The sequence below is a fragment of the Streptomyces sp. NPDC005863 genome (assembly GCF_042871345.1).
GTDB lineage: Bacteria > Actinomycetota > Actinomycetes > Streptomycetales > Streptomycetaceae > Streptomyces.
The window spans coordinates 128,049-140,782 of record NZ_JBIAII010000009.1 but is presented as its reverse complement, the minus strand read 5'-3'; the positions used below and the strand labels follow the sequence as shown (position 1 = coordinate 140,782).

General features: G+C 71.0%; 12 protein-coding genes. 11 read left to right on the top strand and 1 reads right to left on the bottom strand.

Going from position 1 to position 12,734, the window contains the following annotated elements; genetic code table 11:
• Positions 1–141: 141 nt before the first annotated feature.
• From ACFYO9_RS28105 to nusB, 5 genes are all read left to right on the top strand, one after another.
• A complete protein-coding gene (locus tag ACFYO9_RS28105; protein WP_358778274.1) occupies positions 142–1,092 on the top strand; it encodes a Pro-rich N-terminal domain-containing protein in 951 nt (316 codons plus the stop codon).
• A 301-nt stretch (positions 1,093–1,393) separates the two neighbouring features.
• Positions 1,394–1,513 carry an excalibur calcium-binding domain-containing protein gene (locus ACFYO9_RS28100; RefSeq protein WP_358778273.1) on the top strand — a complete coding sequence of 40 codons (120 nt, stop codon included), beginning with the start codon at positions 1,394–1,396 and terminating at the stop codon, positions 1,511–1,513.
• 96 nt (positions 1,514–1,609) lie between these two features.
• Positions 1,610–2,716 carry an aminopeptidase P family protein gene (locus ACFYO9_RS28095; RefSeq protein WP_358778272.1) on the top strand — a complete coding sequence of 369 codons (1,107 nt, stop codon included), beginning with the start codon at positions 1,610–1,612 and terminating at the stop codon, positions 2,714–2,716.
• 58 nt (positions 2,717–2,774) lie between these two features.
• Positions 2,775–3,341 (top strand): elongation factor P, encoded by a 567-nt coding sequence (gene efp / locus ACFYO9_RS28090; RefSeq protein ID WP_358778271.1) that lies wholly within the window; start codon positions 2,775–2,777, stop codon positions 3,339–3,341.
• A 2-nt stretch (positions 3,342–3,343) separates the two neighbouring features.
• Positions 3,344–3,778: a transcription antitermination factor NusB gene (nusB, locus tag ACFYO9_RS28085; protein WP_355818964.1), complete on the top strand. Its 435-nt coding sequence runs from the start codon at positions 3,344–3,346 to the stop codon at positions 3,776–3,778.
• Between the two features lie 200 nt (positions 3,779–3,978).
• Here nusB and bldD read toward each other — a convergent pair whose 3' ends face one another.
• A complete protein-coding gene (bldD, locus tag ACFYO9_RS28080; RefSeq protein WP_030787240.1) occupies positions 3,979–4,479 on the bottom strand; it encodes a transcriptional regulator BldD in 501 nt (166 codons plus the stop codon).
• A gap of 225 nt (positions 4,480–4,704) precedes the next feature.
• Here bldD and pyrR point away from each other — a divergent pair, with 225 nt between their 5' ends.
• The 6 genes from pyrR (at position 4,705) to carB (ending at position 12,679) form a co-directional block, all read left to right on the top strand.
• Positions 4,705–5,277 (top strand): bifunctional pyr operon transcriptional regulator/uracil phosphoribosyltransferase PyrR, encoded by a 573-nt coding sequence (gene pyrR / locus ACFYO9_RS28075; protein WP_355818962.1) that lies wholly within the window; start codon positions 4,705–4,707, stop codon positions 5,275–5,277.
• An 87-nt stretch (positions 5,278–5,364) separates the two neighbouring features.
• Positions 5,365–6,351 (top strand): aspartate carbamoyltransferase catalytic subunit, encoded by a 987-nt coding sequence (locus tag ACFYO9_RS28070; protein ID WP_355818959.1) that lies wholly within the window; start codon positions 5,365–5,367, stop codon positions 6,349–6,351.
• A 2-nt stretch (positions 6,352–6,353) separates the two neighbouring features.
• The gene (locus ACFYO9_RS28065; protein WP_358778270.1) at positions 6,354–7,640 is read left to right on the top strand and encodes a dihydroorotase; all 1,287 of its coding nucleotides are present in this window, start codon (positions 6,354–6,356) and stop codon (positions 7,638–7,640) included.
• Complete coding sequence (locus tag ACFYO9_RS28060) at positions 7,637–8,209, top strand: hypothetical protein (protein WP_358778269.1); 573 nt, start codon at positions 7,637–7,639, stop codon at positions 8,207–8,209. Before ACFYO9_RS28065 ends, ACFYO9_RS28060 begins: the two co-directional genes overlap by 4 nt.
• Positions 8,206–9,378: a glutamine-hydrolyzing carbamoyl-phosphate synthase small subunit gene (carA, locus tag ACFYO9_RS28055; protein ID WP_355818950.1), complete on the top strand. Its 1,173-nt coding sequence runs from the start codon at positions 8,206–8,208 to the stop codon at positions 9,376–9,378. Before ACFYO9_RS28060 ends, carA begins: the two co-directional genes overlap by 4 nt.
• Positions 9,371–12,679, top strand: a complete 3,309-nt coding sequence (gene carB, locus ACFYO9_RS28050) for a carbamoyl-phosphate synthase large subunit (RefSeq protein ID WP_358713808.1) — start codon at positions 9,371–9,373, stop codon at positions 12,677–12,679. Before carA ends, carB begins: the two co-directional genes overlap by 8 nt.
• Positions 12,680–12,734 lie beyond the last annotated feature (55 nt).

Genomic DNA, 12,734 nt, shown 5'->3' with positions numbered 1-12,734 from the left:
GTGGTCGAGGATTCCGGCCACGGGCACGTCTCGGCCTCCCCGGCCGTTCACACAACGGCGGCCGGGGACGGTACCGTTCGGTAACGGGCGGCTCGGCTGCCGTCCGACCAGCGTCAGTCGCACGAGACGGAGTGGCACCGGATGCAGCACGCAGTGGGATCTCCGCTGCCGCCGCCCCACCAGCCGGGGCACGGACCGGCCACCGGCTGGTCGCCGGCCGCACACCACCCGAGCGCTCCGCACCCCGGAGCGTCGGCCCATCCGGCGGTGCCTCCCGGGTTCACGGGCGCCCCCGGACCACACGCCCCAGGACTGTCCGCGCCGCACGCCCCAGGGCAGGCGCCGCATGCCGCACACGCGCAGGGGCAGCCCCCGATGCCGCCCGCCGCCGTGGTGCCCCAGCCTCCGCAGCACGGGCCCGGCCCCGCCCCCGCGCCCCCGCCGCCGGACAGCACGGGCCACGTCCAGCTGCCGCCGGGCGGCCCCGTCGCGATGCCGAGCCCTCCGCAGGGCACGGCCCCGGCCGACACGGGCGCCACCACACTCGCCGTGCTGCTCATCGGCCCGGCCGGGGCGGGCAAGACGAGCGTCGCCAAGTACTGGGCCGAGCACCGGTGTGTGCCGACGGCCCACATCAGCCTCGACGACGTACGGGAATGGGTGCGCTCGGGGTTCGCCGACCCCCAGTCGGGGTGGAACGACCACTCCGAGGCGCAGTACCGCCTGGCCCGCCGCACCTGCGGCTTCGCCGCGCGCAACTTCTTGGCCAACGGCATCTCCTGCATCCTCGACGACGCGGTCTTCCCCGACCGCCCGGTCGTCGGCCTCGGTGGCTGGAAGCGGCATGTGGGCCCCGGTCTGCTGCCCGTGGTCCTGCTCCCCGGCCTGGAGGTCGTCCTGGAGCGCAACGCCGAGCGCAGCGGCAACCGCCGCCTGACCGACGAGGAAGTGGCCCGCATCCACGGCCGCATGGCGGGTTGGTACGGCTCGGGCCTGCCCATCATCGACAACTCCCAACTGGACGTCCCCGCCACGGCCCGCGTCCTCGACGAGGTCCTGGCCCGCGCCATCGCGAGCCCACCACAGTGGTAGTCCGGACCATCGGTCACGGCTGAGGCACGACCCCCGTTTGGGGTGGGCGGAGCCGGGGGAGACCCGGGCGGCGAGACGAAGGCGGCGGCCACTCCGACCGTCACGAGCACGGCGACCGTCACCGCGACCGCGACGCCGAAGGCCGCGCCCGCGCCCACCCGCACGGTCCGTTCGACCAGGGCGGTCAAGTCGACCGTCACGGTCACCCCGCCCCCGGCGGGCGGCGGGGGCGGCAACACACGCGCGGACGACGGCGGCTCGGGCGGGTTCGGGGTCCGGCGGGCGTGGAGGCGGCGGCTCTGTGTCCTACGCGAACTGCTCCGAGGCCCGCGCCGCAGGCGCCGCCCCGATCCATCGCGGCGAGCCCGGCTACGGCAGGCACCTCGACCGGGACGGTGGCGGGACCGGCTGTGACGGCTGAGCGCCGCGTGCGGTCCGGTGCGGGTTCGGTGGTGGCGACCGCCCGGTCGGACGCGCCCGCCGGGCCGGACGGCCGTCGCGCTCGTAGGCTCGGGCCATGTCAGAGGTGTACGCGGTCCGCAGGGAGCGGGTCAGGGAGCGTTGTGCCGCCGGTGGCGGCGCCGCGGCGTTGGTCTCCCGGCCCGCCAACGTCCGCTATCTCACCGGTGCCGCGCCCGCCGGCGCCGTACTCCTCGTCGGCAAGGACGAGGACGTACTGCTGTGCGGACGCCCGCCCGGTGACCAGGAGCGCGAGGGGCGGCCCGACGACGCGCTGCGGGTGCAGCCGCTGCCCACGCCGGGCGCCGACCCGGCCGTCGCCGGTGCGGGCGTGGCGGCCGCTCAGGGGGCCGAGACGCTGGCCGTCGAGGAGCACCACCTGACCGTAGCCCGGCACCGCGCGCTCGCCTCGGTCGCGCCGCGGATGCGGCTGACGGACCTCGGGACGGCGGTCGAGCAGCTGCGTCTGGTCAAGGACACGGACGAGCTCTCCTGTCTGCGGATCGCCGCCGAGATCGCCGACCAGGCCCTGAGCGAGCTGCTCGAATCCATTCTCGTGGGGCGTACGGAACGGCATCTCGCGCTGGAGCTGGAGCGACGGCTCATCGACCACGGCGCGGACGGCCCCGCGTTCCCGACCTCGGTCGGCACCGGCCCGAACTCCGGCAAGGGCGGCCACCGGCCCTCGGACCGCCGGGTGGAGGAGGGGGACTTCCTCTCCGTCTGTCTGGGGGCGAGCTACCGCGGATACCGCTGTGAGATCGGCCGTACGTTCGTCATCGGCACCTCGCCCGCCGACTGGCAGATCGAGCTGTACGACCTCGTCTTCGCCGCCCAACGGGCGGGCAGGGAGGCGCTCGTGCCCGGTGCGGCCTGCCGTGACGTGGACCGCGCGGCACGTCAGGTGCTGGACTCCGCGGGCTATGCGGAAGGGCTCCCTCCGGCCACCGGACATGGGGTCGGGCTCGAAATCGACGAGGACCCGCAGTTGGCGCCCGCGGCCATGGGTAAACTGGACGCCTGCGTGCCGGTCACCGTCGAGCCGGGGGTTCACCTCCCGGGCAGAGGTGGTGTCCGGATCGATGACACGCTCGTCGTGCGCCCAGAGGCGGACGGCGGACCCGAGCTACTCACCATCACGACCAAGGAGCTGCTCGCGCTCTAGCTTTCGGCTGTGCGCGTGCCCCGGGGTCGTCCACGTCAGTCCAGGAGATTCCGCAACCGTGGCTTCCACGAACGACCTCAAGAACGGCCTGGTGCTCAAGCTCGAAGGCGGCCAGCTCTGGTCCGTCGTCGAGTTCCAGCACGTCAAGCCCGGCAAGGGCCCGGCCTTCGTGCGCACCAAGCTCAAGAACGTGCTCTCCGGCAAGGTCGTCGACAAGACGTTCAACGCCGGCGTCAAGGTCGAAACGGCCACGATCGACAAGCGCGAAATGCAGTTCTCCTACATGGACGGCGACTACTTCGTCTTCATGGACATGGAGACGTACGACCAGCTGCACGTCGACCGCAAGGCCGTCGGCGACGCCGCCAACTTCCTGATCGAGGGCTTCACCGCCTCCGTCGCCCAGCACGAGGGCGAGGTGCTCTACGTGGAGCTGCCGGCCGCCGTCGAGCTCACCATCCAGGAGACCGAGCCGGGCGTCCAGGGCGACCGCTCCACCGGCGGCACCAAGCCCGCCATCCTGGAGACCGGCCACCAGATCCAGGTCCCGCTCTTCATCACCACGGGCGAGAAGATCAAGGTCGACACCCGTGACAGCGGCTACCTCGGCCGGGTGAACAGCTAACCGTGGCTGCTCGTAACACGGCCCGCAAGCGCGCCTTCCAGATCCTCTTCGAGGCAGACCAGCGCGGTACCGACGTCCTGACGGTCCTCGCGGACTGGGTGCGCCACTCGCGGTCCGACACCCGGCAGCCGCCGGTGAGCGAGTACACGATGGAGCTCGTCGAGGGATACGCGGAGCATGAGCGCCGCATCGACGAACTCATCGCCCAGTACGCCGTCGGGTGGACCCTGGACCGCATGCCGGTCGTCGACCGCAACATCCTGCGTCTCGGTGCCTACGAGCTCGTCTGGGTCGACGGGACGCCGGACGCCGTGGTGCTCGACGAGGCGGTCCAGCTCGCCAAGGAGTTCTCCACGGACGAGTCGCCGGCCTTCGTCAACGGCCTGCTCGGACGCTTCAAGGACCTGAAGCCGTCCCTGCGCCGGGACGAGGCGTAAGGCGTCCTCGTACGTCATCGGAGGGCCCGCAGCAATCCGCTGCGGGCCCTCCGATTTTCTCCGGGGCCACCGCCCGGTCGCCGGTGGAATGGGCGGCCGGGCGAAATGCTCCGGGAATGCGAAAAGCCGCCGGGGCGGCCGCGCCTTTCGGCTGCGGCCACCCCGGCGGCACGTTTCTTCTGATGTCTTCCGCGGCGGGATCAGACCTCTTCGTGGGCGACGGCGCGGCGCGCGTCCGCGTCCAGGACGCCCCAGCTGATCAGCTGCTCGGTCAGGACCGAGGGGGACTGGTCGTAGATCACGGCGAGGGTGCGCAGGTCGTCCTGGCGGATCGAGAGCACCTTGCCGTTGTAGTCACCGCGCTGGGACTGGATCGTCGCCGCATAGCGCTGCAGGGGGCCCGCCTTCTCCTGCGGAACGTGCGCCAGACGCTCCAGGTCGAGGACGAGCTTCGGCGGCGGCTCGGCGGCGCCACCAGGAGCGGTACCCGGAAGGAGCTCCTGCACCGGGACGCCGTAGAAGTCCGCCAGCTCGGCGAGGCGCTGCACGGTCACGGCACGGTCGCCGCGCTCGTACGACCCCACGACGACCGCCTTCCAGCGTCCCTGGGACTTCTCCTCGACACCGTGGAGGGAAAGGCCCTGCTGGGTACGGATCGCGCGGAGCTTGGCCCCGAGCTGCTTGGCGTATTCGCTGGACATATAGCTCCCCGGACGCTGCGACAATCATGCGGCTCCGCCGCGTGGCTGGTAACTCACTGTGAGGTTACGCAGCGTTACTTGCCTGCGTCAAGCCGAATGGTCTCTACCGCTCCTTCGGTGGAGCCCGATGACGTGCCGGGTCCCGCGTACTGGTACTGTGGATGGCGCAATTTCGACGTCCTTTAACGTCCGTCCTGTGAGGCGGAGAAGGAGGTCCGTTTTCATATGGACACGCACGCCCCGAAAGACTCCGCCGACGCGCGCCCCGTACTCGAAGGGCCGGACATCGCGCGGGTGCTGACCCGCATCGCCCACGAGATCGTCGAGCGCGCCAAAGGCGCGGACGACGTGGTTCTGCTCGGCATTCCCACCCGCGGCGTCTTCCTCGGCCGCCGGCTCGCCGAGAAGCTCCAGGAGATCACCGGGCGCACGATCCCGGTCGGCTCCCTCGACATCACCATGTACCGCGACGACCTGCGCATGCACCCGCCGCGCGCCCTCGCCCGCACCGAGATCCCCGGCGACGGCATCGACGGCCGCCTGGTCGTCCTCGTCGACGACGTGCTCTTCTCCGGCCGCACCATCCGCGCCGCCCTCGACGCGCTGAACGACATCGGGCGCCCGCGCGCGGTGCAGCTCGCCGTCCTCGTCGACCGCGGCCACCGCGAACTGCCCATCCGTGCCGACTACGTGGGCAAGAACCTCCCCACGTCGCTGCGGGAGACGGTCAAGGTGCAGCTCGCCGAGGAGGACGGCCGCGACGCCGTGCTGCTCGGCGCCAAGCCCGCCTCCGCCTAACCGGACCCGTTTCCCCCGCACGGGCCCCGGGGCACACCCCTGCGCGCCCGCGCGCCCGCAGACCTCCACACACCGGAGTACACGCAGATGATGCGACACCTCATCTCGGCCGCCGACCTCTCCCGCGACGACGCCGTCCTCATCCTCGACACGGCCGAGGAGATGGCGCGCGTCGCCGACCGGCCGATCAAGAAACTGCCCGCCCTGCGCGGCCGCACCGTGGTCAACCTCTTCTTCGAGGACTCCACGCGGACCCGGATCTCCTTCGAGGCCGCCGAGAAGCGCCTCTCCGCCGACGTCATCAACTTCGCCGCCAAGGGTTCCTCGGTCTCCAAGGGCGAGTCCCTCAAGGACACCGCGCAGACCCTGGAGGCGATGGGCGTCGACGCCGTCGTCATCCGGCACGGCGCCTCCGGCGCGCCCTACCGCCTGGCGACCTCCGGCTGGATCGACGCCGCCGTCATCAACGCCGGCGACGGCACCCACCAGCACCCCACCCAGGCCCTGCTCGACGCCTTCACCATGCGGCGCCGCCTGACCGGCCCCGACGCCGGGCTCGGCCAGGACCTCGCGGGCCGGCACATCACCCTGGTCGGCGACATCCTGCACAGCCGCGTCGCCCGCTCCAACGTCGACCTGCTGCACACCCTCGGCGCCGAGGTCACCCTCGTCGCCCCGCCCACGCTGGTGCCGGTCGGCGTCGAGCAGTGGCCCTGCGACGTGTCGTACGACCTGGACAGCGTGCTGCCCAAGTCCGACGCCGTGATGATGCTCCGCGTCCAGCGCGAGCGGATGAACGCCGCGTTCTTCCCCACCGAGCGGGAGTACTCGCGCCGCTACGGCCTGGACGGTGAGCGGATGGCGAAGATGCCCGAGCACGCCATCGTCATGCACCCGGGCCCGATGGTCCGCGGCATGGAGATCACCGCCGAGGTCGCCGACTCCGACCGCTGCACGGTCGTCGAGCAGGTCGCCAATGGCGTCTCCATCCGCATGGCCGTCCTCTACCTGCTCCTCGGCGGCAACGAACCCGCCGTGACCCACACCCGCCCCGTCGATTCGGAGACCAAGTAACCATGAGCAAGATCCTGATCCGCGGTGCGAAGGTGCTCGGTGGCGAGGCGCGGGACGTTCTGATCGACGGCGAGACCATCGAGGCGGTCGGCGCGGACCTCTCCGCCCAGGGCGCCGACGTCGTCGAGGCCAGCGGCAAGGTCCTCCTGCCGGGCCTCGTCGACCTCCACACCCACCTGCGCGAGCCGGGCCGCGAGGACTCCGAGACCGTCCTGACCGGCACCCGCGCCGCCGCCTCCGGCGGCTTCACCGCCGTCTTCGCCATGGCCAACACCTTCCCGGTCGCCGACACCGCCGGCGTCGTCGAGCAGGTCTACCGGCTCGGCAAGGAGTCCGGCTACTGCGACGTGCAGCCCATCGGCGCCGTCACCGTCGGCCTGGAGGGCAAGAAGCTCGCCGAGCTCGGCGCCATGCACGAGTCCGCCGCCGGGGTGACCGTCTTCTCCGACGACGGCAAGTGCGTCGACGACGCCGTGATCATGCGCCGCGCCCTGGAGTACGTGAAGGCCTTCGGCGGCGTCGTCGCCCAGCACGCGCAGGAGCCCCGCCTCACCGAGGGCGCCCAGATGAACGAGGGCGTCGTCTCCGCGGAGCTGGGTCTCGGCGGCTGGCCGGCCGTCGCCGAGGAGTCGATCATCGCGCGGGACGTGCTGCTCGCCGAGCACGTCGGCTCGCGGGTGCACATCTGCCACCTCTCGACCGCCGGCTCCGTGGAGATCGTGCGCTGGGCCAAGTCGCGCGGCATCGACGTCACCGCCGAGGTCACCCCGCACCACCTCCTCCTCACGGATGAGCTGGTCCGCTCGTACAACCCCGTCTACAAGGTCAACCCGCCGCTGCGCACCGAGCGCGACGTCATGGCGCTGCGCGAGGCCCTCGCCGACGGCACCATCGACATCGTCGCCACCGACCACGCCCCGCACCCGCACGAGGACAAGGACTGCGAGTGGGCCGCGGCCGCCATGGGCATGGTCGGTCTGGAGACCGCGCTCTCCGTCGTCCAGCAGACGATGGTGGAGACCGGCCTGCTGACCTGGGAGGCCGTCGCCGACCGCATGTCCTTCAAGCCCGCGAGCATCGGCGGGGCCACCGGCCACGGTCGCCCCGTCTCGGCAGGTGAGCCCGCGAACCTCGTCCTGGTCGACGCCGATTACCGTGGGGCAGTGGACCCCGCGGGCTTCGCCTCGCGCAGCCGCAACACTCCCTACGAGGGCCGTGAGCTGCCGGGCCGCGTCACGCACACGTGGCTCCGGGGTCGGGCCACGCTCGTCGACGGGAAGCTCACGTGACATCACTCCTGGAACTGGCCGCCGAGAAGGAATCGGCGGAAGTGACCGACTGGGCCGCACGGATCGGCTGGGTCGTCGGTCTGCTGCTCTTCATCGCGCTCGTCTACTGGCTGATGCGCGAGGGCTGGAAGTGGCGCGGCACGCTCCAAGGCGACCTGCCCGAGCTGCCCGGCGCGCCGAGCGAGCAGGGTCCGGCCAGACTGGAACTCAGCGGCCGCTACCACGGCTCCACCACGGCGGGACAGTGGCTCGACCGCACCGTGGCGCACGGCCTGGGCACCCGCAGCCGCGTCGAGCTGACGCTCACCGACGCGGGCCTGGACGTCGTACGCCCCGGCGCGCACGACTTCTTCATCCCGGCCGCACAGCTGCGCGAGGCCCGCCTCGACAAGGGCATCGCCGGAAAGGTCCTCACCGAGGGCGGTCTGCTGATCGTCACGTGGGAACACGGCGGCAAGCTCCTCGACTCCGGCTTCCGCTCGGACCACGCGGCCGAGCAAGCGGAGTGGGTCGAGACGCTCAACAACATGATCGACACGAACAGCACTACGGAAGGCACCGCACGATGACGACCTCCAATCAGGGGAGCCCCTCGAAGAGGACACAGGTGCTTTCCGCCGTACTCGTCCTGGAGGACGGCCGCGTCTTCCGCGGGCGCGCCTACGGGGCCGTGGGGGAGACCTTCGGCGAAGCGGTGTTCTCCACCGGCATGACCGGCTACCAGGAGACCCTCACCGACCCCTCGTACGACCGCCAGATCGTGGTCGCCACCGCCCCGCAGATCGGCAACACGGGCTGGAACGACGAGGACGACGAGTCGGCCCGCATCTGGGTCAGCGGTTACGTGGTCCGCGACCCCGCCCGCATCCCCTCCAACTGGCGCTCCGCACGCTCGCTCGACGACGAGCTGGCGCGCCAGGGTGTCGTCGGCATCTCCGGCATCGACACCCGCGCCCTCACCCGCCACCTGCGCGAGCGCGGCTCCATGCGCTCCGGGATCTTCTCCGGCGAGACGCTCCCGTCCGACGCCGAGCTCGTCGAGCGCGTCACGGCGCAGCCCTCGATGAAGGGCCTCAGCCTGTACGAGGAGGTCGCCACCAAGGAGGCCTACGTCGTCCCGGCGGTCGGCGAGAAGAAGTTCACCGTCGCCGCCATCGACCTCGGCATCAAGGGCATGACCCCGCACCGGATGGCCGAGCGCGGCATCGAGGTGCACGTGCTGCCCGCCACCGCCACCGAGGAGGAGGTGTACGCCGTCGCCCCTGACGGCGTCTTCTTCTCCAACGGCCCCGGCGACCCGGCCACCGCCGAGGGACCGGTCGCCCTGATGACCGCCGTACTGAAGCGGAAGACGCCGCTCTTCGGCATCTGCTTCGGCAACCAGATCCTCGGCCGCGCCCTCGGCTTCGGCACGTACAAGCTGAAGTACGGCCACCGCGGCATCAACCAGCCGGTGCAGGACCGCACCACCGGCAAGGTCGAGGTCACCGCGCACAACCACGGGTTCGCCGTGGACGCGCCGCTGGACAAGGTCAGCGACACCCCCTTCGGCCGCGCCGAGGTCTCCCACGTCTGCCTGAACGACCAGGTCGTCGAGGGCCTCCAGCTGCTCGACCAGCCGGCCTTCTCCGTCCAGTACCACCCCGAGGCGGCTGCGGGCCCGCACGACGCCGCGTACCTGTTCGACCGCTTCACGTCTTTGATGAACACCGCTTCGATGGAGGGCCAGCGTGCCTAAGCGCACCGATATCCAGTCCGTCCTGGTCATCGGCTCCGGCCCGATCGTCATCGGCCAGGCCGCCGAGTTCGACTACTCCGGCACCCAGGCGTGCCGCGTCCTCAAGTCCGAGGGCCTGCGCGTCATCCTCGTCAACTCCAACCCGGCGACGATCATGACCGACCCGGAGATCGCCGACGCCACGTACGTCGAGCCGATCACCCCCGAGTTCGTCGAGAAGATCATCGCCAAGGAGCGCCCCGACGCGCTCCTGCCCACCCTGGGCGGCCAGACGGCCCTCAACACGGCCATCTCCATGCACGAGCAGGGTGTCCTCGAGAAGTACGGCGTGGAGCTCATCGGCGCCAACGTCGAGGCCATCAACAAGGGCGAGGACCGCGAGCTCTTCAAGGGCGTCGTCGAAGAGGTCAACAAGAAGATCGGGCACGGAGAGTCCGCCCGCTCCTACATCTGCCACTCCATGGACGACGTCCTCAAGGGCGTCGACGAGCTCGGCGGCTACCCCGTCGTCGTGCGCCCCTCCTTCACCATGGGCGGCGCGGGCTCCGGCTTCGCGCACAACGAGGAGGAGCTGCGCCGCATCGCCGGCCAGGGCCTCACCCTCTCGCCGACCACCGAGGTGCTCCTCGAGGAGTCCATCCTCGGCTGGAAGGAGTACGAGCTGGAGCTGATGCGCGACAAGAACGACAACGTCGTGGTCGTCTGCTCCATCGAGAACTTCGACCCGATGGGCGTGCACACCGGCGACTCGATCACCGTCGCCCCGTCGATGACGCTCACCGACCGCGAGTACCAGACCCTGCGCGACGTCGGCATCGCGATCATCCGCGAGGTCGGCGTCGACACCGGCGGCTGCAACATCCAGTTCGCGGTGAACCCCGAGGACGGCCGGGTCATCGTCATCGAGATGAACCCGCGCGTGTCCCGGTCCTCCGCGCTCGCCTCCAAGGCCACCGGCTTCCCGATCGCGAAGATCGCAGCCAAGCTGGCCGTCGGCTACACGCTGGACGAGATCCCGAACGACATCACCGAGAAGACGCCGGCCTCCTTCGAGCCGACCCTCGACTACGTCGTGGTCAAGGCCCCGCGGTTCGCCTTCGAGAAGTTCCCCTCGGCGGACTCGACCCTGACGACCACCATGAAGTCGGTCGGCGAGGCCATGGCCATCGGCCGCAACTTCACCGAGGCGCTGCAGAAGGCGCTGCGCTCGCTGGAGAAGAAGGGCTCGCAGTTCACCTTCGTCGGCGAGCCCGGCGACAAGACCGAGCTGCTCGCGGAGGCAATCCGTCCGACCGACGGCCGCATCAACTCCGTCATGCAGGCGATCCGGGCCGGCGCCACCCCCGAGGAGGTCTTCGACGCCACGAAGATCGACCCGTGGTTCGTCGACCAGCTCTTCCTGATCAAGGAGATCGCCGACGAACTGACCGCCGCCGAGCGCCTCGACGCCGACCTGCTCGCCGAGGCCAAGCGGCACGGCTTCTCCGACGCCCAGATCGCCGAGATGCGCGGCCTGCGCGAGGACGTCGTGCGCGAGGTCCGCCAGGCCCTCGGCGTCCGCCCGGTCTACAAGACGGTCGACACCTGCGCCGCCGAGTTCGCCGCGAAGACCCCGTACTTCTACTCCTCGTACGACGAGGAGAGCGAGGTCGCCCAGCGCGAGAAGCCCGCGGTGATCATCCTGGGCTCCGGCCCGAACCGCATCGGCCAGGGCATCGAGTTCGACTACTCCTGCGTCCACGCCTCCTTCGCGCTGAGCGAGGCGGGCTACGAGACCGTGATGGTCAACTGCAACCCCGAGACCGTCTCCACGGACTACGACACCTCCGACCGGCTCTACTTCGAGCCGCTCACCCTGGAGGACGTCCTGGAGATCGTGCACGCCGAGGCGCAGGCCGGGCCGATCGCGGGCGTCATCGTCCAGCTCGGCGGCCAGACCCCGCTGGGCCTCGCGCAGGCGCTCAAGGACAATGGCGTGCCGGTTGTCGGCACCTCCCCGGAGGCCATCCACGCCGCCGAGGACCGCGGCGCCTTCGGCCGTGTGCTCGCCGAGGCCGGCCTCCCGGCGCCGAAGCACGGCACCGCGACGACGTTCGCCGAGGCGAAGGCCATCGCCGACGAGATCGGCTACCCGGTCCTGGTCCGCCCCTCGTACGTGCTCGGCGGACGCGGCATGGAGATCGTGTACGACGAGACCCGGCTCTCCGCGTACATCGAGGAGTCGACCGAGATCAGCCCCTCGCGGCCGGTCCTCGTCGACCGCTTCCTCGACGACGCCATCGAGATCGACGTCGACGCGCTCTACGACGGCGAGGAGCTCTACCTCGGCGGCGTGATGGAGCACATCGAGGAGGCCGGCATCCACTCCGGCGACTCGGCGTGCGCCCTGCCGCCGATCACCCTCGGCGGCCACGACATCAAGCGTCTGCGCGCCTCCACGGAGGGCATCGCCAAGGGCGTCGGCGTGCGCGGCCTCATCAACATCCAGTTCGCGATGGCGGGTGACATCCTCTACGTCCTGGAGGCCAACCCGCGCGCCTCGCGCACCGTCCCCTTCACCTCGAAGGCGACCGCGGTGCCGCTGGCCAAGGCCGCCGCGCGCATCTCGCTCGGCGCGACCGTCGCCGAGCTGCGCGCCGAGGGCCTGCTCCCGGCCGTCGGCGACGGCGGCACGCTCCCGATGGACGCGCCGATCTCCGTCAAGGAGGCCGTCATGCCGTGGTCGCGCTTCCGCGACATCCACGGCCGCGGCGTCGACACCGTCCTCGGCCCGGAGATGCGCTCCACCGGCGAAGTCATGGGCATCGACTCGGTGTTCGGCACCGCGTACGCCAAGTCGCAGGCGGGCGCCTACGGTCCGCTGCCGACCAAGGGCCGCGCCTTCATCTCCGTCGCCAACCGCGACAAGCGCTCGATGATCTTCCCGGCGCGTGAACTGGTCGCGCACGGCTTCGAGTTGCTCGCCACGTCCGGCACGGCCGAGGTGCTCAAGCGCAACGGCCTGCACGCCACGGTGGTGCGCAAGCAGTCCGAGGGCGAGGGCCCGAACGGCGAGAAGACCATCGTCCAGCTCATCCACGACGGCGGCGTCGACCTCATCGTCAACACCCCGTACGGCACCGGCGGCCGCCTCGACGGCTACGAGATCCGCACGGCCGCCGTGTCGCGCTCCGTGCCGTGCCTGACGACGGTCCAGGCGCTCGCCGCGGCCGTCCAGGGCATCGACGCGCTGGGCCGCGGGGACGTGGGCGTCCGATCGCTCCAGGAACACGCGGAACACCTGACCGCGACCCGCGACTAGCAGCCCACAAGGGGGACACCGAAAACGGTGTCCCCCTTCTGGTGAGCACACCTGA

What these genes read in the sequence shown, in the direction of transcription:
- ACFYO9_RS28095 (WP_358778272.1), top strand. Translation starts at nt 1,610, where the DNA reads ATGTCAGAGGTGTACGCGGTCCGCAGGGAGCGGGTCAGGGAGCGTTGT.
- ACFYO9_RS28105 (WP_358778274.1), top strand. Translation starts at nt 142, where the DNA reads ATGCAGCACGCAGTGGGATCTCCGCTGCCGCCGCCCCACCAGCCGGGG.
- bldD (WP_030787240.1), bottom strand. Translation starts at nt 4,479, where the DNA reads ATGTCCAGCGAATACGCCAAGCAGCTCGGGGCCAAGCTCCGCGCGATC.
- pyrR (WP_355818962.1), top strand. Translation starts at nt 4,705, where the DNA reads ATGGACACGCACGCCCCGAAAGACTCCGCCGACGCGCGCCCCGTACTC.
- carA (WP_355818950.1), top strand. Translation starts at nt 8,206, where the DNA reads ATGACGACCTCCAATCAGGGGAGCCCCTCGAAGAGGACACAGGTGCTT.
- ACFYO9_RS28070 (WP_355818959.1), top strand. Translation starts at nt 5,365, where the DNA reads ATGATGCGACACCTCATCTCGGCCGCCGACCTCTCCCGCGACGACGCC.
- ACFYO9_RS28065 (WP_358778270.1), top strand. Translation starts at nt 6,354, where the DNA reads ATGAGCAAGATCCTGATCCGCGGTGCGAAGGTGCTCGGTGGCGAGGCG.